Raw genomic sequence first — 23,621 nt, forward strand, 5'->3', positions numbered from 1 at the left:
TTACATAACACTCAAAAAAATGAGTATTAATACTTTAACATTTGTTTTAATTGTTTCTCTTTTAGGTCTATTTTAGGGTTAAAAGCATCACTTGATACATAGTTCTCTAAACTATACAACAATTGTTTTGCTTCTAATCTTTCTTCTAAATTTGTATGTAAGTCTATTCCAGAAAACAAAAGTTTTCCTTTACCTACTTTTGCTTCAAAAAGCAATGCAGCTTTTCTATTTTTAAACCAATCGTCAATTACTCTAACTATTGGATTAATTTCTGGAATTTGATCAAAAATGATAGCGTTAGAATGACTCATAGCGTCCCACCATTGCCAATTAGAATGATATTCTGTTGGAAAATCAGCCAAAGCAGGATGCTTCGGATCACAAAAAATTCCTAGTGTATGTGGTTTTTGTTCTTTAGTCCAAGAGGTATTCCAGAAAATACTTGAAAACCCAATTCCGATTTCACCACCATACTCTGGAGTAATATCTCCTTTGGTTATATTTAACAAAACACTTCCACCATTTTTTAAATAAGCCATTGTTTTCTTATCTAACCTACTGGCTACTTTATAGTTTTTTGTAGTTTCTATTATTGATTTTTCATTAGGATACACCCAAACATCCCAACTGTTTTTAAATTCATTAACAGCAATACTTAATGTTAATTTTTGGGCTTTGGTAATTTTCTTAAAAGATTGATTTATTACACCTAATTGAATTCCATTTCCTAACGGAATGTTCGTTGTTTTTAATTCTCCCTCAGAAAAAATACTCCCATCAGGATTTGTGAATGTCCATTTTGGAGTTACACTCTGCAATGCTTTTTCTCCGAAATGAGCAATTTCAATGGTTGCCGATAAAGTTTCTCTATTTTCAAAAGTTCTTTTTTCTAAACGCGCTAACGGTACCGTTTTTCCACTAAACTGTTTAAATTCTTCTGGAGTTATGTATCCTTTTTCATCCCAAAAAGCATCTAAAACCCCTACTAAAGCTGTTCCTTGACCAGGAAAATCGTGTAAATCTAGTAATTGAAAACCAGCCATTCCTTTGGTTCTTAGAGCTGCTTCTATATCTGCTTTATAACAAAGGGTTTGCAATTTTCCTGAAGCCATTAGAAAATCCTCTGCCAATTCACCCATCCCATTTTCTTCTAAAGATTCTTTAAAAATTTCAAAGTTTTTAGGTTTTAAAACACCAGTATATTTAGACATTTCTTTAAAGTTAGGATACACACACCATTGCCCCATTTCATGACTTACATAAGGCATTGGAGTTTTATCTATAAACTTACTCCAATCGAATACTGTTTGTGGAGCTTTGGCATTAATTATACTTTTTAAATTTTCATTCCAACCTTGAATTCTAGGCCCTCTATGATTATAATAATCCATATTTGGCAAATACGGATACCCTGCACCACTTGTGTACAAACGTCTGTTATCTAAATTTTTAAAATGATCTACGTATTTAGTTAAATATTCTTTGTGGTATTTTCCACTAGGCTCGTTTCCGTAGGTCATTAAAACAAAAGAAGGATGATTTCCATAAGCATCAATAATAGCTTCACCTTCTTTATACAACCATTTATCAACTGGTGTTCCATCTCCTAAATTAGCTAACCAAGCAGATGCTTCTGCTTGAATATACACGCCCATTTCATCAGCTGCTATAAATGCTGCTTCAGGCGGACACCAAGAGTGAAAACGAACATGATTTAATCCATGCGATTTAATAATTTGTAAAATTCGTTTCCACGAATCTACATCTGTAGGGGGATAACCTGTTTTTGGAAAAATTGCACACTCTAAAGTGCCTCTTAAATATATAGGACGGTTATTTATTTTAAAAATAGTACCAACTGCTTTAAACTCTCGCATACCAAAAACTATACGTTTTGTATCAACTGTTTTATTAGATTTTAAGGTAAGTAGCATCTCATAAAGATTAGGGTTAAATTCATCCCAAAGCTTTGGCTTTTCTCCCATATTAAAATCAACTATTATTTTATGATCTTCATTTAGATGAACATTCTCTATAACTTCTTTTAAAATATTTTTATGGTTTGATTTCTCTCTAACTTGAAGAGTTAATTCTGTTTTAACATTTTCTGTATTACCTTGTGTTTGTACAACAACTTTTACTGAATTAGTAGAAACATTAGGATACAATTTAACTAAACCTAATGATAATTTAGGAGAAAGGTTAAGTGTAATACCACCAACAATACCATTCCAATTTGTCTGTGTATTATCAGAAATACTATGGGCATCTTTACCAACATTAATATTTTTAATGCTATTATCAACTCGAATAGAAATAGTATGAACTCCTGAAGATAAGAAATCACTTAAATCATAATTATGTGCTGTGGCTAGACTATTTTGCATCCCTACTTTTTTGTTATCTACCCAAACTGTAGATTCCCAATGCACGCGTTCTAAATTAAGTTTAATGGTTTTACCATTCCAATTTTCTGGAATAGTTACCGTTTTTTGATACCAAGCAGCCCCTTTATAGTCTTTAACAGGTTGCAACCAAAAAGGAATTTTAATATTTCCTTCTTTTCTATACTTTGCCATTTTTGGATCTGTATACCACAAACTGTCATTCCACATATTACCAGTATAATTCGTATTTACAGTAATATCATTTCCTTTACCATTTTCTGCCATAGAACCTGGCAACTTAATCGTATCTGATAGATTATCTAAAAACCAGTTTTGCTTTTCTCCAACATTTAAAGAATCAATTTTAAAACTCCAATTGCCAGATAAATCTATTTGTATTTGCTCTTTATCTTTACAAGCATTGAATGCTAATAAAAATGCGCAAATAGCTATAACTTTTATGGTTTTTAATAACTTCATTTAGTTTATCTTCTTTCTTGTATTAGTGTATTTTGAAATATTCGAAAATAGCATCAGCAACAAATTGATGTCCTTTTTGATTTATATGATTGTTTTGAGACATATAACCTCTTAATGGCTGAATTACTGCTAAATCTTTAAATAGCTTGTAACTATCAACCAAACCAACTTTATATTTTTTTGCTAAAGCCCTAATTTGTTCACTATGTTTCGCTAAAGGAGTCTCGTTTGAAGATATGTCTTCTTTTAAATCTGGTGTAGGTGTTAGCAAAATCACTTTTGTTCCATAATGCAAGGCTTCTTTTATCATTTGCTCCCAAGCAATTTTTGCTCTTTCTAAACCAATACTTCTATCATTTAATCCATAATCAATAAAAAGTACATCTGGCCTATGATTTAATACCTCAACTTTAAAACGTTTTGCTCCTTGTTCTGCCTGTTCTCCACCAATTGAAGTTGTGATGGTATTTACTACAGAATACGGATAAAAGTCGTTGACCTTTTTTAAGGTTCTGTATGGATATGAATTTGAGCGATCTAATACACCTCTTGTAGTATAACCTGTAGGAACAGAGTGTCCGTGAAAAACTAGATTAATTGTTCTATTCTTTGGCCACTTTACTTTTAATTCTTTTTTTAGTGAATCTAAATAATGCTTTACAATATCCTTATTCGAATTAGAAAATTCTTGAGCATAAGAAAAGTTTAAACTCATTAAAAAGATAACAATCAGAATTTTATGTTTTTTTAATTTCGTCATTTATTCTTTGTTTTTTGTTAGTTCTAACTCTATCTCTTCTAAGCTTTTACCTTTTGTTTCTGGTAATTTATTTTTTATAAATAAAAACCCTGCTATACAGATGAATCCATATACCCAAAATGTACCTGAAGCACCTAAAGCATCATTTAAAATTGGGAAAGTGAAGGTTAATATAAATGAAGCTACCCATAGCGAAAATGTTGCGATAGACATTGCTACACCTCTAATTTTATTTGGAAATATTTCTGATAAAACTACCCAAGTAATTGGTGCTAGAGACATCGAATAAATTGCAATTGCAGTTATTACTAAAATTAAAACAGGTAACCCGGTAAACTCCATATAATATGCTCCACCCAAAATGATGTATACAACACCTAAACCAATAGAACCTAATAGCATTAATTTTCTGCGCCCCCAACTATCTACTGTTCGCATTGCTACAAGTGTAAATATTAGGTTTACACTTCCAGTAATTACAATGTTAAATAACATATCTCCAACAGTATAACCTGCTGCTGTAAAAATTTCTTCAGCGTAATTGAAAATAATATTGATACCACACCACTGTTGGAATATTGCTAAAACAACACCTATGATTAGGACAGGCTTAATCTTTGGACTTTTAAAATCTGAAAAACTAATTTTTGAGGTACTTCCTTCTTGAAGTGTTTGTTTAATATTAGCTAACTCTTCTTCTGCATAAGTAGCCCCGCCTATTTTAGATAAAACCGATTTGGCAGTATCATAATTATTTATTTTCACTAAAAATCTTGGACTTTTAGGTACAATAAACAACAACCCAAAAAATAAAACTGCAGGTATCAATTCTGCCCAAAACATCCAACGCCATCCGGTTTGACCGTTCCAAGAACCTAAAATCATTTCAGACGAAAAACCATCTGGTATAGTTTCTGCAATTAAAAAGTTAGCAACCTGAGCAGCTAAAATTCCTATTACTAATGTTAATTGATTAATTGCTACAAATTGACCTCTATATTTTGCTGGTGCTATTTCTGCAATATACATTGGCGATAAAGTAGATGCTAAGCCAATACCTAAACCACCTACAAGACGATAAATTATAAAGGGAGTAAATTCATTTACATAACCCGTACCAAATGCAGATAACGTAAACAAAGCTGCAGCTAAAATTAAAGGTTGTTTTCTTCCAAATTTATCTGCTACAAAACCAGAGATAACTGCCCCAAAAATACAGCCAATTAATGCACTACTCATTGCCCAACCTTGTAATGTTGGTTGCGAACTAATATCAAAAAATAGTTCATAGAATGGTTTTGCACCTCCTATAACTACCCAATCGTAACCAAAAAGAAAACCACCCATTGCAGATACAAGTGCAAGGAATAACAAATAGGAAAAATTAAATTTAGTTTTAGTCATAAATTGTGATTTTGGTCGATTAATTGTAAGTATTTAGTATTGTTATTTTTTAATCTTTTGTATTTAAGCTACTGTCATACCAGTTATTATTAGGATCAAAATCTTTACTCAAAAAGTTCTTACGCTGTTTTTCTAGACGTTGTAGCATTTTTGTTCTTCTTTCCTGTTGTTTTTTAGCTGCTTTAGCGGCATCATAATCGGCATAAACTTCAGGTATTTTAGCATTCATATTTTTTAAATACGTATCTAACTCTACTCTTAAACTTTTAGCAATTACGTCTTCTTTTTTAGAAATATTATTTTTCTCTCCTGGATCATTTGATAAATTATATAGCTCATCATGCCCATCTTCCCAATAATGAATCAATTTATACTCTTCTTTTCTGATGATACTTACAGGATCACCTCCTTGATTACCATAGTGAGGATAATGCCAAAACAATGGTCTTGTATCTAGAGGTTTTCCTTTTAATAATGGCACTAAACTTACTCCATCAATAATTTGTTTAGGATCTTTCTTTGCACCAACTAAATCTAGAAGTGTAGGATAAAAATCGATTCCTGAAACAGGATAATCAATAGATTTAGGTGTGTTTTTTAACATTGGTACTTTAATCAAATAAGGCTCTCTAATACCACCTTCCCATTGATATCCTTTTCCTCCTCTTAATGGAAAATTAGTAGTAGAAAATGCATCTCCACTAGCAACTCCTCCATTATCAGAAGTAAAAACTATGATTGTATTATCGTCAATTCCTAATTCTTTTAATCTTTTTAAAACAACACCAACAGCATCATCCATAGATTCTACTAAACCTGCGTAAATAGGATTATCTTGTACATTTCTGATAGGTAATCTTGCCTCCATTTCAAAACCAGATTCAGGTATGCCTTGAGCTTCTGCTTTATTTCTATATTTACTCCATTTTTCTTGGGTAGTTTCAATAGGGCCATGAACTGCGTAAAAGGATAAGAAAGCAAAAAATGGCTCATCTTTATTAGTTGAAATAAAATCTGCAGTTTCTAAAGCCAATCGCTTGGTTAAATTTTCTCCTTCGTATTTGTAATCTAACTTTGGATTTCTCCAAGGAGCATAATACCCTCCTTTTGGGCCACCAACTTCCCATCCACCAATATTAATATCAAATCCATTATTTTCTGGAGAATGAGGTTCATCACCTATATGCCATTTTCCTGCAAAAAAAGTTTTGTAACCGTTTTGTTTTAGAGCTTCAGCAATTGTAATACTCTCTTCTGGTATAGCATGAGCATACTCTGGTGGCATCACTTTAGTATTATAATAATCTCCCCATTTTTTTCCAGTTGCAGCACCAATCCAATCTGTTACTCCATGACGAGCAGTGTATTGCCCTGTCATTAAACTTGCTCTAGAAGGGCTACATACTTGAGCTGCAGCATATCCTTGCGTAAATTGTACTCCGTCATTGGCAATAGCATCAATATTTGGAGTTTCATAATATTTACTACCGGAATAGCTTAAATCATGAGCACCAAGATCATCTGCCAAAATAAAAATTATATTGGGTTTTTCTTGGACATTAATGCTACTTTTATCCTCTTTATTCTTACAGCCATTTAATAAAATGGCAACTAAACAAAGACTTAAAACTGATTCAAAAAAATTATTTTTATATTTCATTTACTAATGTATTTTATTTGGATGTACTACCTATTAATGTATTAACTGAACGTCCACTTAATGTTATTATTTGTTTCGTTACTTTTTGTTGCTCTAAATTTTTATATTTTGATGTTTCGTATTTAGCTTGAATGTTATAGCCTGAAAAATCAATTGTTTTGTCTGTATCACTATAATTTATGGCTACAATCACTAATTTTGACGTCTTTTTATCTATATATGCAGATAACATTAAATCTTTATATTGTTTTTTTAATGTTTTCTTTTCATCTAATTGAATCTTTATACGTTGCATTTTAGGCCTAATAAATCTTGAAAAATTACCAAAAGCCCACAATAATTTAGAATCGTGGAAATCTCCATCCGATTTCATTTTATTCAAATTGTATAAATCATTTTGGTCTCCTGTATCTAAATAAATTAAACCGTCTTTAAAATTGGCATTTGTTAAGGCTGTCCACCACTGCCAAGAACTTGCATTTGCAATAGTTAAATCTGCATGAATTACACGTGCTACATAAAGTGCAGTGTTTATACCTAAATCTCTTTTCCATCCTCCTCCAATGTCATCTGTATTTTCAAGGATACAAAACTCACTTTGCCAATAATTTACTTTGTGCGCTTTTAGTTTACTACTTAATTTTTTTCTTGTTGATATTAAACTATCTACAGGCCAAGTTGTAAAATAACTGTGTCCTGAAATGGTTTGTTTTACATTTTCTATTCTATTATTGGGGTTAAAAAAGTATTCTATTTGATTTCCTCTTTCTGGTTTACCAAAATCTGAATACAACCAACGCAAATCTGCTGCTTCCCCTAATACAATTTTTGTTGATAGGTTATTTTCTTCTATTTTCTGATTTAATGATTTTGAAATTTTTAAAATATTAGCATTGGTTGCTGGTGTTCCTTCTTGCGATTTTTTTTCCCAATCCCATTGTGGTTCGTTAATTGGACTTAAATAATCAAAAGCAATCCCTTTAGATTTAAAGTGCTTTAGAAACTCTACCATAAACTGAGCGTAATCATCAAAATACTCTGGTTTTAAATTTATCTCTCCATCTTTATTATCGCCATTAAAACCTTTTCCATTTTTTGTCCATTGAACAGGAGCTGAAATAGAAAATGCTAAAAATTGATCTACTCCATATTTTTTAGCCGAATTTAAAAACCATTGTTGCCCTTTCTGTTTTGTCCAATCATAATTTCCTTTAGCATCTAAAAAAGATTCACTTCTTCTCCATTCATTTTCTATATGAGAACTATCTTTTTGTTCGGTTGTTCCTGCACCTATATAAAATCTCCAAATTGATAGTCCAATTCCTTCTGGGTTTCCCTGTCTGTCAAGCTCTTGACTAAAAAGCAACTTAGCTATTTTTCTTCTCTTATGTATAGGCCAATTTTTACCAACAAATTGACATCTCCATGCATCAGACGCTCCAAAACCTTCAATTGTTTGGTATATTTCTTTCGAATTAATATTTATTTTTGAAACTTGTTGAGCTTTAGACTCACAATTTATAAGAAATATAAAAATTAGAAAAACATATAAAATACTACTCTTATTCATTTATTATGAAAAATTAACAAAAAACTAATTTACTAGTGCACTTCATTAACAAAATTAAAAAAACATCAATTAAAAAAAATAGACACCAAGAGCTTAATTATGGACAAAAACACTTATATCAAAAATTAATTACCCTTTAAAATAATCTTATATATTTGATACAAACCCTCTTTATTGATATCAAAAACTACTTCATTATTTGAAGATAATTTTGCAGAAGCTACTTCTGTTATGTATGGTTCTGCTTTGGCAGTATCTTTATAATCTGAAGGAACAAAACGATGAACGCTTTCTATAGAAGTTATAGTAAATCCATCTATCTGGACTCCTACTTTTTTACCACTTTTTCTAGCTCCTGTAACATATAAAACCATAGTATTTGCATCTTGTAAAGCTGCTGCAATATGAAATGTATTAGATGTTGTTTTTAATGCTTTCCCCTTATATTCACTTGCCATTTCTCCTAAAATCTGACCTGTTGGGAAAATTTTAGAAAAATTCCAATTTGTTAAACCTAAACCTGGAACAGGCGTATTCACTGGTGGCCAATAAGCTGCTGCCTCAGAACCTGCTCTTGCGTAAATATGAATTATATCTGGAATAATATTAGCTGCCTCCATATAAAGTGCTCTTTCATTGTAATCTCTAGAAGGCATCCACTCTGACAAATACTTAAAATTTTTGCTTGGGTTGAAGTTATTAGCACAGTCTATAATTCTTTTTTCTAAATCTTTTATATTGTGTGTATTTGTTGTGTAACCTGTATAAGTATGTAAAGCTACACCATCTATAACATCATATGCTTTAGTAAATTTCTGCTTCATTGTTGTAAATTCATCAGGAAAAGTATAATCACCATTCACTAAAAGTTTAAAGGTATGATTTGGGAATTTTTCATCTAAATGCTCTGCAATCTCCATAGCAACTTTTACATATTTATCTAACTTCTGAGCCCTAGAAACACCTCCTGCCCATTGTAACCACCACTCATTACCAATCTCTACAATACCATTATTAATACCTGATGCTTCAATCGCATTTTCTGCAACTTGCTCTAACCTTTGTATCGCATTGTTCCATTGAGAAGAACCAGGACTTGTATTCATAGCATCTACAGTAGGAATCACTATACTGTAATTATTAAAATTTTCTTTTAATGCAGGTACAGAAGCCCCAGGTTCTGCTGGAGCGTCTTTCCAATCAGGAGTTGTATTGCTTGTCCAAGCATAAAATTCTGATTCCCAACCACCAGGAAATCTAAAAACTTTAGAATTTAACCCCATATCTTCAAGTGTATTTGTAAAAGTAGAAAAGCCTGTATTTGGCACTCTCCTCCAATCATTATTTACTCCAAAAATATCTGGATTAATATTTACACCATCAGTTGCATCAACTTTAAGCGTTATATCAAATGCTATATCACCGGTAACACCACCTCTATCATCTATATCATCAAAAATAGGATCGTTAGGATCCGTAGCTCCCTCACTTGAACAAGCGAAAACAAAAAGACCAAATATTATAACTAAAAAAAAAGATCTCAATTCGATATGCTTTTTCATGTTTTACTAATTTTTATTTTAATTAATTTTTTTTAGCTAGACTTATTTTAAGACTGCTTTTAATGTTACTATAGATTTCTTTAGGACACTTACAGACTCTACATAAGCTGTAGACTTTCTTAAATTACTAGAACCTGATGTTGTATAAACGTCAAAAACATGCCCAACAACCTCAAAATCTGCACTATAATTTTCTAATTTTAAATCTCTGTTTGTATCGGTGTTATTAATACATACCAATACAATTTCTTTTGTGTTTTGATTTTTATAACCTGAAATCATAAAGTTTTCAACCGATGTTTCATCATTATAATCTGCATCAATAACTTCAAATCTTTCCATTCCTGGTCTAACGAACCTACTATAATTACCAAGCGCCCAAAGAAGTTTGTTAGAAGTAAAAGTACCATCGGTGTGGGTAGGGCTATTTGAATTTGGTTGATATAGAATTAAATTAAAGCGAAAAGGATGATCTCCAAAAGTCGATTGATTTAAAGCTGTCCAAAAACTCCAACCTGTTGCATTTCCTAAAGCTAAATCAGTATGAATGATTCTAGCCATCCATAACGCATAATCTATCTCTGAAAAAGTTGAGACATCTAAACCCTGTTGATAGCCAGTACCTAATAGACTATATTCTGTTTGCCAATAATCTAAATTGTAATTTGCTAAAGTTGTTTTTAACGTTTTCCTTTGTCTTAAAGACTCTTGAGTAGTACCGTTACTAAAATAACTGTGACCTGCTATGTATTTTGATAAGTTTTTTAAGTTTCCTATATAATTTAGACTAGACTCACTAAAAAAATCATTAACCTGATTACTAGTGTTATTACCACCTTCAAACAAATATTTTAGTTGCGCTGCTTCTGGAAGCATAATTTTGGCTTTTACCCCTTTTTGGGTAAATGCATTATCGATAATTTTGGTTACTTGTGCAATTTCTGCATTTGTTGCTCTTGTACCTGATTGTTGCGCAGAGCCAGCGACTGCATTCCATTGATATTGAGTTTCATTAAACGGACACATAGTAGTACTATTAAAACCCTGATCTTCATAATACTTTACTACAGTTGCTAAAAAATCTGCATATTTAGTATAATTTTCTGGCTTACAATTAAAATTACTCACATCTGAAGTACTAAAAACATAACCATTTTTAGACATAAAATAAGGAGCTGCTGTTGCCCATGTAGTAAATTTAGAAACTCCAAACTCTCTTGCTTTGTTCATAAACCACTGCTCTCCCTGCTGTTTTGACCAATTGTAATTTCCAGAAGCATCTAAATAACATTCTGTTTCTCTAAACCAATTGGATGAAGAAAAACCACTATTAACTTGATCAGCTGCTCCATCACCTATGATTGTCCTCCATAAAGACAAACCAATTCCTTTAGGATTACCTTGTAGATCTGTATCTGAACTAAAAAGCAGTTCAGCTACTTTATTTTTGGATGCATCAGGCCATTTTCCAACCCATTGATCTTGAAAACCACCCGAAGCACCAAAATGATCTATAATTTGAAATGTATTATTAATGTTAAGTATTATACCTTCTTCAGGAACATCAAATTTAGGGTCATTTGGATCTGTAGCCATATCTTGACTACAGCCAACAAAAACCAAACTAAAAACTACTCCAAAAAAATAACTAAAATACTTATTCAACATATTGCATTTGTTAAAACCGAATTAATATCCCGGATTCTGCACGATATTACCTCTAGACAATTGAATCTCTTCAGGTGGTATTGGCCATAATAAATGAATATTAGGATCAAATAACGCTCCACTATTTTGAGGTTCTAACAAGTTAGTTGTCTCAAAAGGATCTGTACTTACCTCTGTATTATACTTTACAAAAGAACCATTTGGACCTAATATTAGAGCAACTCTAGGAACTCCATTAATTTTTTGTCTTCTAAGATCATAAAGCCTATGCTGTTCTAGCGCCAATTCTAATCTTCTTTCTTTCCATATTGCATCTCTTAAAGCGTCTCCTGATAAATTATTTTTAGAAGGCAATTGAACTCGATCTCTAACCAATTGCAAAGAACTTTTAGCAGCTGCCTCATCTCCATTAAAATAAGCAGCTTCTGCATGTATTAAAATAACATCTGCTAATCTTAAATGAATGTAATGTAATGGCAATTGCCCTCTTTGATAAGGATCTGGTCTTTCATCTACAGGTATATAATACTTTCTATTGGTACGACCTGATTTATTTTCTGATGGTTTAGCGTCAAACTCTGTAACGGCTGGATCACCAAAAACAGGTTCCCCGTGTTTTATAATCGTAGATCTTAATCTAATATTATCACCCTCACTCAAAAAAGCATTTTCTAGATCGCTAGTTGGCGATGTCCAACCCCATCCGCGATCCCCACGACTCCCATTAGTAATTGAAAACTGACCACCAACACCGTTAAATGTTGGGTTATTAATGTATTGAATTTCAAAAATAGTTTCAACACCATTTAAATTACCTACTTTATAAACATCAGCAAAATCTACTTCTAAACTATACTCCCCTGAATCCATTACCGTTTTTGCCATAGCTTGAGCTTCCGCCCATTTTTCCTCAAAAAGATACACTTTTGCCAATAAAGATTGTACCGCACCTTTAGTCACTCTTCCAGATTGTCCCAGAGTTTGCTGACTTCTTAATGGCAGTGAGTTCATAGCTTCTTTTAAATCTGACTCAATAAAAGCATAAACTTGAGCTACAGAAGCCCTAACTTTGTCATTAATTGTTGGTTCTAAAATCTCATTGTACGTCGTTACAATTGGAACGCCTCCAAAGTTTCTAACTAAATCAAAATAGAAGAACGCTCTTAAAAACTTTGCTTCTGCAATTAACCTAGCCTTTGTTTCATCATCAATTTCTATCCCTGGAACTCTGTCTAAAGCTATATTAGCTCTTGTTATACCTATGTAATGATTTTCCCAAAACAAGTTAAAATAAGTAGAACCAGGAAATACATTATATTGCGCTATCCCTGTAATATCTGGTCTTGGCTGCCTTGTATTTCCAGCCCAATTATCATCAGAAGCCATTTCATTAATTTGACGCTGAAAATTTACTTGATTCCAATTTGTCCCATTAACCATTTGATAAATACTATTAACAAATAGCTCTGCATTTTCTGATGTTGAGAAAAAATCATCTAATTGCTGTCTACCTTGCAAAGGTTGGTCTAATATTTTGTCTGCATCGCAACTTACGTTAAGAAAAGCAATACAAAATCCTAAAAATAAAATAAGTTTTTTCATAATTTTATAATGTTAAATTTAATCCTAATAAAAATGTTTTTGCCACAGGGTTACTTGAAGCATCAACTCCTAAACCGTTAATAATACCTCCACTGCTTACCTCAGGATCAAAACCAGAGTATTTTGTAAACGTTAATAAATTTTGGCCTGCTAGATAAAGACGCATTCTATTAACACCTTTTAATTTAAAATTATAACCTAACTGAATGTTTCGTAATCTTAAATAAGAGCCATCTTCTATAAAAATGTCTGATGGGTTTTGATAATTACCATTTCTATCAAGTTCTGTTAACCTTGGGTATTGTGCATCTGTGTTTGTTGGAGACCATACCAGGTTTTCTAAACCAGCTAATACATTTAGGTTTTGAGTACCAGCAAGAATATATTCTGTATTTATATTAAACACATCATTTCCAAAAGTTCCATACCACTGCATAGAAAAGTCAAAATTCTTATAACTCATATTAAGATTTAAACCACCGTAAAAGTCTGGAAATGGATTACCAATTGTGGTTAAATCATCGTCATTTAAAACCCCATCTCCATTCTGATCTACAAATATCAAATCACCTACTTGAGCGTTAGGCTGAATTATAGTTCCGTCTTCTGAGGTATGAGAATTTAACTCGGTTTGATTTTGAAATATCCCTGCGGTTTGGTAGCCCTGAAACAAACCTACAGTCTCTCCTAATTCGGTAATTTTTACAAATCTATTTCCTAACCTAGGTCTTCTTTGCCCCAAAATCACTTCATTTCCAGGAGCTAATTCTATAGCTTTACTTTGATTAGTAGACAATGTAAAATTTGCACCTAATTTAAAATCATTCCAAGTCTTATTATATCCTAAAGTTAGATCAAAACCCTTAGATTGAAAACTACCTACATTTTGAGCCACAGTACCTGGTATACCTGTATAATTTGGTGTTTCTACACTAAACAACAAGTCTTCAGAAGTTTTCTCATAATACTCTGCTTCAATAGTAATTTCATTATTAAATAAACCCATTGAAATTCCAAAATTTTTATCCCTCACAGTTTCCCATTTTAAGTTAGGATTACCAAATTGCGACAAAAAGTTAGCCACAACACGATCACCTCCAAATACGAAATCACCTGATCCAATTGAGAAAAACTGACCGTTACGACTTATATTTTGATTACCTACTTCACCAGCCCCTACCTTAACTCTTAAGTTATTAATAGTCTCACTTTTGAAAAAATCTTCTGAATCTATATCCCAAGCAAAAGACACACTAGAGAAAATTCCAGTTCTTCCATTTTTTGGAAATCTTGAAGATTTATCAACTCTTACAGATCCATTAAAAAAGTATTTATTATCATAACTATAAATAGTTCTAAAAACACCAGACAAAATATTATCTGTAGCCTTATTAGCATTAGCTCTAATAGTTTCTCCTTCAGCCGCATCTAATTGCCATAAATTCATATTTGTGTTACTAGGAATACCATCACTATAACCTCTTAAATAATCCCAATTTTCTGAATCAAACACAATACCACCAGTAATATTTAAATAATGCTTATCGATAAAGGTTTTATCAAAAGTTATTGTATTATTTAGTACATAGTCAAAATTATTGGTAACTGTTTTGGTTAAGTTATTAATTTCTAATTGGCGGTTTGGACCAATAAAATACTCAGGATTAAAGCTTTGAGAAGTTTGCTTAGAAATATTTAATCCTAATTGAGATCTAAATGTTAAACTTGGTAGTATGATATAATCTAACTGTGTATTAGAGAAAAACCCAAAAAAATCATTTTCATTAAACTGTCTTGCCAATTGAGCCACAGGATTTGGCACCAAATTTTGAGATAAACCATAGATGCTATATTGATTTCTTCCTTCTCGTTCACTTTGAGGTATAAATACCGGTGTTAGAGGATCAATTCTCATTGAATTAAACAACAAATTCGGTGTATTTTCCCATTTTTCAATTCTTGGACTAAGATCCTGCTTAAGAGTAACTTTATCAGAAATCTTATAATCTACATTAAACCTACCAGTAATTCTTTGATAAAAACCTTTAGAGTAATTTGCTTGCTGGTCAAAAACACTAACACTTCCTGAATATTTTAAATCTTCTGCCCCGCCTGAAACCCTTACGTTAGCATTTAAAACTGGGGCAAAGTTCTGAACAACTTCATTCCACCAATCTGTACCTTCACCTTGAAAATTACTTGGATCAAACAATGGTGCATTACCATCATTTGTTCTTCTAGTATTCATTATTCTCATATACTCTTGAGCATCTGCACTTTCTATTTTCTGCCAATATTGCACACCATAATTTAAATCTACACCAACCACAGTTTTACCAACCTTACCTCTTTTAGTAGTAATAAGAACAACACCATTTGATGCTCTTGAACCATAGATTGCAGATGCAGCTGCATCTTTTAAAATTTGAAAACTATCAATATCTTGAGAGTTTACAGAATTTAGAGATGTTCCATCTGGTTGTAAAATCCCATCAATAACAATAAGTGGATTTGTACTACCATTAGCTGTAGTAATACCACGTATTACAATTCTAGGAGACGCACCTGGAGAACCTCCAGAAGACAAAACCTGAACACCTGCTGCTTTACCTTGTAGCGCTTCTGCAGGGTTACTTGCAACTTGTTTTGAAATTTCTGATCCATCTATAGTTGCTATAGAGGTTGCTATTTTATCTTTTTTCACAGAACCATAACCAATTACAACTATTTCATCTAACTGAGTATAATCTGACACCATCTTAACTGTGATTTGCGACCTACCATCAACACTCACTTCTTGCTTTTTAAAACCAAGATAGCTAAAGACTAAAGTAGCTTTTTCACTAACAGAGATAGAAAATTTACCATCAAAATCAGAAAACGTACCCTTAGATGTCTTTTTCTCTAAAATATTAACACCTGGTATAGGCTCCCCTAATTCGTCTGTAATCGTTCCTTTAACAGTTTTCTGAGCTGTAGCCGAAAAACTAAAACAAAGAATACTTATTATAATTATAATTAATTGCTTCATTTATTTACTATTTGATTGATATTATTTTTGTGAAATATTTGATTATCTATTTTTAACTATCACCCTATTTAAATGTGTATCAAATATGAAGGTATAATCTTTATCTAAAGCACTATCCTCAAAGACATAATTACCACCACCACCAGGAACAGCAATAGAGCGATCTTGGGTATTGGCTCTCCAAAAAGGAGCCCACCCAATTGGATTAGCATTTAATATAAAACCATTAGCCCCATTATCATCTGGCTGATCTTTTACTGTAACATCTAATGTCCATAAATATGAATTATTAGGATCTTGAATAAACGGTTTACCTGATTTAAAATGCCAACATTGAGTAGAACCGTCTGCGTTATTTGTACAGGTAGAAGTAGCTGCATCTACAAATATTCCTCTTCCTAAAACATACACCTGATCATATGCTGCATCTGTTGGCGTGTAAGGTTTAACAGTATATGACAAATCTCTCACATCCATTGCTATTTCATAATAACCAACACCAGGTACGACTATTGGGTTAACGGTTGCATCTGCACCCAATGTTAATTTACCGTCATTGTTTGCGTTTGCCCCAAATGCATACGGTGAAAATGATTCTTTCTGAGGAATAAATCTTACTTTAGAATTTGCACTTTTAGAATAATACAACGCTGTAAAAACATATCCGTTCTCTCCTGTAGCCTGACTTGCTGTTGTACTGAAAGGAATACCAAACAAATCTTGATTTAATGCAGCATCACTTGTTTCATCTGTTAAATACATTGCCGTAAACTGCAAATCTGTTGCAACATTAACAGTAACAGAAGTTTGCGCATCATTGCCTGACATATCTTTAGCTATAATATTAAAAGTATAACTACCAGGTGTTAACACATCTAATGACTTGCTATATTTATAGGTAGCAGATCCATTTAAAGTTATGGTTTCATTTAGAATATCACTTTCAATCTTAAACTCAAACAACTCTCTATCAGCTAAATCAATATCAAAATTTATTTCATCACCATCACCTATTAAAACGGTAGACGCATCAGAAGGACTATTAACCGTTATTATTGGTGCAGCTATATCTTTATCTAAAGTCACCACCACATCTTTTACAGTAGCTATATCACCTGAATTAGTTACAGTAACTGATATTTTATGAACACTAAATTCGTCCTCAGTCTCTGGCACTTTAAAACGATAAGACAAATTATAAATATCTGGTAAAGAATCATTAACAATGGTTTTATCTAAAAACCAATTATCATAATTAATATTAATAGATTTAACCCCTGCTGGGTCAGAAATTACTGCTTCGAAAGTTATTACTTCTCCCGGTAAAGTTGAAATATCTTCTAGAAACGAATTAAATTCTGGCTCAGAATCAACCTTTATAGAATCATCACTACAACTTACTACAACCACCATTAAGCAGAATATGCAAAGTAATTTTGTTTTAACTGTTTTCATTTTTTAATTTAAATTTAAGTTCTACTTTATTTATATCGATACAGAAAAAGAAGCTATAAACCAACTCCATAAAACACTCGATTAATTACAATAATCACATCTCTTTTTATTAAAATGATAATTATATCATAAATAAATTGAGAATATCATACAAATGTACAGCTTACAAGAACTCAAACAATAGACAAAAAAAGCACAAACATGGATAATATAACTTTTAACAGCTATTTATAGCTCAAAAGGAGAATTGAAAAGATTAAAAATTTATGATTTACAAATAAAAAAAGGATTTTATTAGACACCCTCAATAAAAACAAGATAAAAGTGAATAAAATAAATTAACATAAAGTAAAAAAAGTGAATAAAATAAAAAAAAATAAATATTGTAATATATTTTTTTATCTTTATTCTATGTAAAATTAACTCTATCTAAATCTAAAAAACACATAAATAGCAAATAAATGGATGAAAACACTTTAAAAAAAGGATTTCTTGGACAAAAAATGATAGCTTTTCCAAAATCATTTTTAGTGGATATAAAAAACAATCCTATTTCAAGAAATTTTTACATTAGCGACATGGGATATTACCCTGTTGCAAGCCATCACTATAGATTAAGAAAAAAAGGAGCTAAAGAATATATTTTTATATACTGTACTAAAGGAAAAGGAATAGTTACTATTGAAAATCAAAAAACTTTAATCTCACCGAATCATTTTTGCATAATACCGAAAAACACAAGACACGAATACAAGGCTGACAATAGTGATCCATGGAGTATTTATTGGATTCATTTTCAGGGTTCTTTTAGCGAAAATATATATAATCGATACTTAAAAAGCAATATTAATAACTATAAAAATATTCCTTTCTCAAAAAGTAGTATAGATCAATTTAATAAAATTTTCGATTTATTAAATAACAATTATTTATTAAATAGTATTGAATATGCAAATTTATTAGGTCTGAATTTTATAAGCTCATTTGTTTACCATAAACTTAATTCGATTAAAACAACACATCCTAAAGAGAACCTAATTAACTCTGTCAAAGAATTTTTAATGAATAATCTAGATAAGAATTTTACACTCGATAATATCGCATCTAAGTTCAACTACTCTAAATCATACCTACATACTAAATTTAAATTGGAAACAGGCTACCCCATACTTGTATTTTTTAAATTAAAAAAAGTTCAAAAAGCTTGTGAATATCTTAGTTATACAGATTTGAGCATAAAACAAATTAGCTATAAAATTGGTTTTGACGACCCTCTATACTTCTCCAGAACTTTTAAGAATTATATGGGAAAATCTCCTAGAAATTATAAGCAAAGTCAGCGAAAATAAATTTCAATTAAAAAATAAAGTTTTAATCACTTAAATTGTTGCCTATAAAACTCAGAATTTTCTATCTACATGAAAAAGACTACTTTCGATAAATTTTTTTAAGAGAAAAAATTTCGGATACGGGTCTCATAGTTGTAATTCTTAAACTCTAACCAGAACGTTAAATTTTTACATTTTGATGACTTAAATACACGGCAATCCATGAAGGGAAAGTGATCCCAAACCAGCTTTTAACAATAATTTTTATTGCTGATTTTTTTTAAGTAGGGTAGAAACTTTAAACAGCATATACAATAGTATTCACTCTTAAAGAATTGATTTTATGATTAATTTCGTCAATTTCCATAGTTACTTAAAAACGAGTAAAAGCGCATTTAGTTGATACTGCTATTTTGTTTCTTTACTTAACTCTTTTACCATTTTCTACAAAGCACATCTCCTAATTCTCCTTATAAAGTTGTTTAAACATTTTATAAGTTGATTACTGTTTAATCTTATATGAAAAAAACTTAATTTACATATCTAAAAATATTTTGCTCTTAAAAATTTGATGTCTTTAGATTCACTTTAGCACCAGATTCAAAAATATGTTTTTCAGGAATAAGGAGTAGATTCCCAACTCTATACAAAGCGAAACTTCAAATTATAAACAGTTATTTTATTTTAATTGGTTCAATATAGTTTCACCAAATTGAGATTTACTTGATGTTATTTTTAATACTATATTTACCTTTATAAATATTTTCTTTTAACCGTAACATCTATTTGTTACGGTTTATTATACACTATTTTTAAGAATTCTGAAATACCTGATTATTAACTCTTAGATATATTTATATTACAATAGAAAAAAGACTAATTCTATAAATAAAACTAGCTTTTTTAATGTTTTTAAATTTTAATTAAGAAAAGTATATATAAATACCAATTACAATTACACAAATAAAAGCTCCTACTGGTTTTAAATATTTCCACGGAGTAATATCTACTTCTTTAGAATCAAACTGTATGTAAGCTTCTTTTCTTGGATAAAACTTTCCTATCAACAACATAATAATAACATTAAACAAAAAGAGTATAGCCAAAATATGTAAAAAATGTGGATATATATTGCCTGTTACAACCTCTACGCCATTTACAAGTTCAATTACATCAAAACTAGGCTTAATAATAAACTGACTAATAGAATATAATACAACACCTGAAATTAAACCAATTTTTGCTGCAATTGCTGGCACATACTTGGTAGTATAACCAACAACAACAATTGTTAAAATAGGAATCGAATATGTACCATTAATTTCTTGCAAGTAAGCAAAAACACTTCCTGCATTTGCTATAAATGGCGCAACAATCATTGCTAAAACCGCTAGAAATACACCAAACGTTTTTCCCGCTTTTACAACCTGCTTTTCTGTTGCATATTTGTTGATATATTCTTGATAAATATCAATACCAAAAAGTGTAACACAACTATTTAAGGCTGAATTAAAAGAGCTTAAAATCGCACCAAATAATACTGCCGCAAAAAAACCAACCAATGGTTTTGGTAATACCTCTGCAACCAAAGACGCGTAAGCTAAATCTGGCTTTGACAATTCACCTTTAAAAATATAAAAAGCTATAATGCCCGGTAAAACAAGCAATAGCGGACCTAATATTTTTAAAAACGCAGCATAAACCAATCCTTTTTGACCTTCTTTTAGGTTTTTGGCTCCTAAAGCTCGTTGAATTATTGCTTGATTTGTCCCCCAATAAAAAAGATTGATTAAAAGCATACCCGTAAATAAAGTAGATAAAGGAACGTAAGAATCTTCTGAACCTGTAGCAATAAATTTCTCTGGATGTGCGGTCATTAAAGTATCTAAACCTGTAAACATATCTCCGTCTCCAATGTAAGTTAAACCAAAATACGGAATCATCAAACCTCCAATAATTAATCCTATCGCATTTATTGTATCTGAAACAGCAACCGCTTTTAAACCACCAAACACAGCATAAACAGACCCAATAATACCTATACAAAATACTGTAAACCAAAGTGCTAAATTTTCTGAAACTCCAAAAACTGCAGGTACATCAAACATTGTATTAATAGCAGAAGCACCTGTATATAAAACTACGGGTAAAAAAATAGTTACATAACCAGATAAAAACAACCCAGAAACAATTGCTTTCGTAGTTTTATCATATCTACGTTCTAAAAATTGCGGAATTGTAGAAATACCACCTTTTAAATAACGAGGTAAAAGAAAAACTGCAATTATCACCATAGTTATGGCTGCTAAAGTTTCCCAAGCCATTACTAAAATACCTTGCTCGTATGCTTGCCCATTTAAACCAACTATTTGTTCTGTAGATAAATTGGTTAATAATAGAGATCCCGCAATTACAATTCCAGTCAAACTTCTTCCTCCTAAAAAATAACCATCTTTAGATGTTTCTTTTGAGGACCTTGTTAATAAAAAAGAAATTAGAGCAACAAGAACCGTAAAACTTAAAAATGTTAGTAATTGCATAGTTTAATATTTACGGTAATGTAATAATTTTATAATTATTATAAATTACCGTCTCTTAATTTTTTTTCCCATTGCCATGAAGAACTTATCATTTCGTTTAAGGTTTTATTTGCTGACCAACCTAATTTTACTTTTGCTAAATCGGTAGATGCAAATAATTGAGGTACATCGCCAGGTCTTCTTTCTGTAATTTCATAATTTAAATTGATCCCAGAAACTTCTTCAAAAGATTTTATTACATCTAAAACAGAAAAACCCTTACCAGTACCTAAATTAAAAGTTTCTAAAGCCGTTTCTTGTTTTTGTAACAACAATCTTTTTACAGCAATTACATGTGCATTTGCTAAATCTAAAACATGAATATAATCTCTAATGGGTGTTCCATCTGGTGTTGGATAATCATTACCATAAACCATTAGTTTTTCTCTTAAACCTACTGCTGTTTGAGTAATATACGGCATTAGATTATTAGGAATACCACTTGGTAACTCGCCAATTAAACCAGATTCGTGCGCGCCAATAGGATTAAAATAACGTAAAGATATTGCAGAAAAAGAATCGTTAGAATTTATCAAATCTTCTAAAATTTCTTCAGCAATCTTTTTTGTATTTCCGTAAGCAGAAAATGGTCGTTGGGTTTTATTTTCTTCGGTTATTGGTAAAATTTCTGGTGTGCCATATACTGTTGCCGAAGAAGAAAAGATAAAATTGTTAATTCCGTTTTCTATCTGCGCACTTAAAGTGTTAACTAAAGAATATAAATTGTTTTTGTAATATTTTAAAGGATTTTTCACAGACTCTCCTACTGCTTTTGAAGCAGCAAAATGAATAACAGCTTTTGCATCTTTGTGTTCAGAAAAAACCAAATTTGTTTTAGGTGCATCTTTTAAATCAAGTTCTACAAATATTGGTTTTACACCTGTAATTTGATGTATTCTATCTAAAGTTTTTTTCGAAGAGTTAGATAAATCGTCTATAATAACTACTTCAAAATTATTCTCAATCAATTCTATTACTGTGTGAGAACCTATGTAACCGCAACCACCAGTTACTATAATTTTAGTATTCATGCTGTGTTAAATATAATTATGATATGCAATTATACAAAATTAAAATTTAAAAACCCACTAGTACCTACTAGTTGCTTTATTTAAAAATAATTATATATTTGCAACATGAGTTTAGTAACCTTAAATAAGAAATCTAAAGTACCTAAGTACAAACAAATAATAGCATCTATTGAAGATGCTGTACAAAACGGTACACTTAAAAAAGGAGATAAACTACCATCAATAAACAGCTTAAGAGACACTTACAGATTATCTAGAGATACTGTTTTAATGGCCTTTAACGAACTAAAAAACCGAGGAATTATACATTCTGTGGTTGGTAAAGGATATTATTTATCATCAGAAAATGTAAGTGTTTCTCAAAATATATTTCTACTTTTTGATGAGTTTAATGCCTTTAAGGAAGATTTATATAATTCTTTTCTAAGTAATTTAGATACTAATATTAAAGTTGATATTTACTTTCATCATTTTAATCCTAAAATTTTTAATGCTTTAATTCTAGACAATATTGGCGATTATAATCATTACATAATTATGCCAGCAAATCTAGAAAACACAGATTTAGTTCTAGAAAACTTACCAAAAGAGAAAGTATTTATTTTAGACCAGCTAAATCCAAAATTAAAAGCATATTCCTCGATTTTTCAAAATTTTAAAAAAAACATTTACTCTGGCTTAGATGAAGTTAAAGATAAATTAACAAACTACAGCAAGTTGATTTTTGTGTATGATAAAAAAACTCAGCCAAAAGCAATGCTAGATGGCTTCGAAAAATTCTGCAAAAAAGAAAATTTTGAAAATGAAATTATTGACACTTTAACAACAAGAAAAATTGAAAAAGGTGACGTTTATATTATTCCTGAAGATAAAATTCTAATACGAATTATTAAGAGAATTAAAGAGACCAAATTACTTCTTAAAGAAGATATTGGTATCATTTGTTATAACGACACTATGCTTAAAGAAATTGTAGAAGGCGGAATTACAACTATCTCTACAGATTTTACAGCAATGGGTAAAAATCTTGCATCAATTTTAACGACAAAAGAAAAAGTACAGATAGAAAATCCATCAAAAATAATTGTTAGAAACTCTTTGTAA

The 23,621-nt window shown here is 30.9% G+C and carries 14 protein-coding genes; 2 read left to right on the forward strand and 12 right to left on the reverse strand.

Features of this window, described 5'->3' with window-relative positions; all coding sequences use genetic code 11:
- Positions 1–26 precede the first annotated feature (26 nt).
- The 10 genes from ACYPV9_RS12740 to ACYPV9_RS12785 all read right to left on the reverse strand — a co-directional run bounded on the left by ACYPV9_RS12740 (position 27) and on the right by ACYPV9_RS12785 (position 17,579).
- Positions 27–2,867, reverse strand: coding sequence for a glycoside hydrolase family 2 protein (locus tag ACYPV9_RS12740; protein WP_459744277.1), 2,841 nt, complete (start codon positions 2,865–2,867; stop codon positions 27–29).
- Between the two features lie 22 nt (positions 2,868–2,889).
- The gene (locus tag ACYPV9_RS12745; protein WP_299063255.1) at positions 2,890–3,627 is read right to left on the reverse strand and encodes an SGNH/GDSL hydrolase family protein; all 738 of its coding nucleotides are present in this window, start codon (positions 3,625–3,627) and stop codon (positions 2,890–2,892) included.
- Entirely contained in the window at positions 3,628–5,031 is a 1,404-nt protein-coding gene (locus ACYPV9_RS12750) for a sugar porter family MFS transporter (protein WP_459744280.1), read from the reverse strand.
- A 49-nt stretch (positions 5,032–5,080) separates the two neighbouring features.
- Positions 5,081–6,691, reverse strand: coding sequence for a sulfatase (locus ACYPV9_RS12755; protein WP_299063249.1), 1,611 nt, complete (start codon positions 6,689–6,691; stop codon positions 5,081–5,083).
- A 13-nt stretch (positions 6,692–6,704) separates the two neighbouring features.
- The gene (locus ACYPV9_RS12760) at positions 6,705–8,261 is read right to left on the reverse strand and encodes a glycoside hydrolase (protein WP_299063246.1); all 1,557 of its coding nucleotides are present in this window, start codon (positions 8,259–8,261) and stop codon (positions 6,705–6,707) included.
- Between the two features lie 125 nt (positions 8,262–8,386).
- A complete protein-coding gene (locus ACYPV9_RS12765) occupies positions 8,387–9,823 on the reverse strand; it encodes a hypothetical protein (RefSeq protein ID WP_459744283.1) in 1,437 nt (478 codons plus the stop codon).
- Between the two features lie 42 nt (positions 9,824–9,865).
- Positions 9,866–11,491, reverse strand: coding sequence for a glycoside hydrolase (locus tag ACYPV9_RS12770; RefSeq protein ID WP_459744287.1), 1,626 nt, complete (start codon positions 11,489–11,491; stop codon positions 9,866–9,868).
- Positions 11,492–11,512: 21 nt separating this feature from the next.
- On the reverse strand, positions 11,513–13,093 hold the full coding sequence (locus ACYPV9_RS12775) for a RagB/SusD family nutrient uptake outer membrane protein (protein ID WP_299063239.1): 1,581 nt from the start codon (positions 13,091–13,093) through the stop codon (positions 11,513–11,515).
- 4 nt (positions 13,094–13,097) lie between these two features.
- Positions 13,098–16,124 carry a SusC/RagA family TonB-linked outer membrane protein gene (locus ACYPV9_RS12780; RefSeq protein ID WP_459744291.1) on the reverse strand — a complete coding sequence of 1,009 codons (3,027 nt, stop codon included), beginning with the start codon at positions 16,122–16,124 and terminating at the stop codon, positions 13,098–13,100.
- A gap of 42 nt (positions 16,125–16,166) precedes the next feature.
- The gene (locus ACYPV9_RS12785) at positions 16,167–17,579 is read right to left on the reverse strand and encodes a hypothetical protein (RefSeq protein ID WP_299063233.1); all 1,413 of its coding nucleotides are present in this window, start codon (positions 17,577–17,579) and stop codon (positions 16,167–16,169) included.
- Positions 17,580–18,040: 461 nt separating this feature from the next.
- Between ACYPV9_RS12785 and ACYPV9_RS12790 the strand changes: the two genes are divergently transcribed.
- Positions 18,041–18,928: an AraC family transcriptional regulator gene (locus ACYPV9_RS12790; RefSeq protein ID WP_299063230.1), complete on the forward strand. Its 888-nt coding sequence runs from the start codon at positions 18,041–18,043 to the stop codon at positions 18,926–18,928.
- 902 nt (positions 18,929–19,830) lie between these two features.
- Here the strand turns inward: ACYPV9_RS12790 and ACYPV9_RS12795 are convergent.
- Both ACYPV9_RS12795 and galE read right to left on the reverse strand, forming a co-directional pair.
- Entirely contained in the window at positions 19,831–21,447 is a 1,617-nt protein-coding gene (locus tag ACYPV9_RS12795; RefSeq protein WP_299063227.1) for a solute:sodium symporter family transporter, read from the reverse strand.
- A gap of 38 nt (positions 21,448–21,485) precedes the next feature.
- On the reverse strand, positions 21,486–22,517 hold the full coding sequence (gene galE / locus ACYPV9_RS12800; RefSeq protein ID WP_459744296.1) for a UDP-glucose 4-epimerase GalE: 1,032 nt from the start codon (positions 22,515–22,517) through the stop codon (positions 21,486–21,488).
- Positions 22,518–22,622: 105 nt separating this feature from the next.
- Between galE and ACYPV9_RS12805 the strand changes: the two genes are divergently transcribed.
- On the forward strand, positions 22,623–23,621 hold the full coding sequence (locus tag ACYPV9_RS12805) for a GntR family transcriptional regulator (protein ID WP_459744298.1): 999 nt from the start codon (positions 22,623–22,625) through the stop codon (positions 23,619–23,621).

Source organism: Polaribacter sp. OB-PA-B3, from assembly GCF_054589375.1.

Bases quoted from the DNA above. Each gene is read 5' to 3' on its own strand.
- ACYPV9_RS12750 (WP_459744280.1), bottom strand. From the start codon at position 5,031: ATGACTAAAACTAAATTTAATTTTTCCTATTTGTTATTCCTTGCACTT.
- ACYPV9_RS12770 (WP_459744287.1), bottom strand. From the start codon at position 11,491: ATGTTGAATAAGTATTTTAGTTATTTTTTTGGAGTAGTTTTTAGTTTG.
- ACYPV9_RS12790 (WP_299063230.1), top strand. From the start codon at position 18,041: ATGGATGAAAACACTTTAAAAAAAGGATTTCTTGGACAAAAAATGATA.
- ACYPV9_RS12745 (WP_299063255.1), bottom strand. From the start codon at position 3,627: ATGACGAAATTAAAAAAACATAAAATTCTGATTGTTATCTTTTTAATG.
- galE (WP_459744296.1), bottom strand. From the start codon at position 22,517: ATGAATACTAAAATTATAGTAACTGGTGGTTGCGGTTACATAGGTTCT.
- ACYPV9_RS12785 (WP_299063233.1), bottom strand. From the start codon at position 17,579: ATGAAAACAGTTAAAACAAAATTACTTTGCATATTCTGCTTAATGGTG.
- ACYPV9_RS12805 (WP_459744298.1), top strand. From the start codon at position 22,623: ATGAGTTTAGTAACCTTAAATAAGAAATCTAAAGTACCTAAGTACAAA.
- ACYPV9_RS12760 (WP_299063246.1), bottom strand. From the start codon at position 8,261: ATGAATAAGAGTAGTATTTTATATGTTTTTCTAATTTTTATATTTCTT.
- ACYPV9_RS12740 (WP_459744277.1), bottom strand. From the start codon at position 2,867: ATGAAGTTATTAAAAACCATAAAAGTTATAGCTATTTGCGCATTTTTA.
- ACYPV9_RS12765 (WP_459744283.1), bottom strand. From the start codon at position 9,823: ATGAAAAAGCATATCGAATTGAGATCTTTTTTTTTAGTTATAATATTT.
- ACYPV9_RS12775 (WP_299063239.1), bottom strand. From the start codon at position 13,093: ATGAAAAAACTTATTTTATTTTTAGGATTTTGTATTGCTTTTCTTAAC.
- ACYPV9_RS12780 (WP_459744291.1), bottom strand. From the start codon at position 16,124: ATGAAGCAATTAATTATAATTATAATAAGTATTCTTTGTTTTAGTTTT.
- ACYPV9_RS12755 (WP_299063249.1), bottom strand. From the start codon at position 6,691: ATGAAATATAAAAATAATTTTTTTGAATCAGTTTTAAGTCTTTGTTTA.
- ACYPV9_RS12795 (WP_299063227.1), bottom strand. From the start codon at position 21,447: ATGCAATTACTAACATTTTTAAGTTTTACGGTTCTTGTTGCTCTAATT.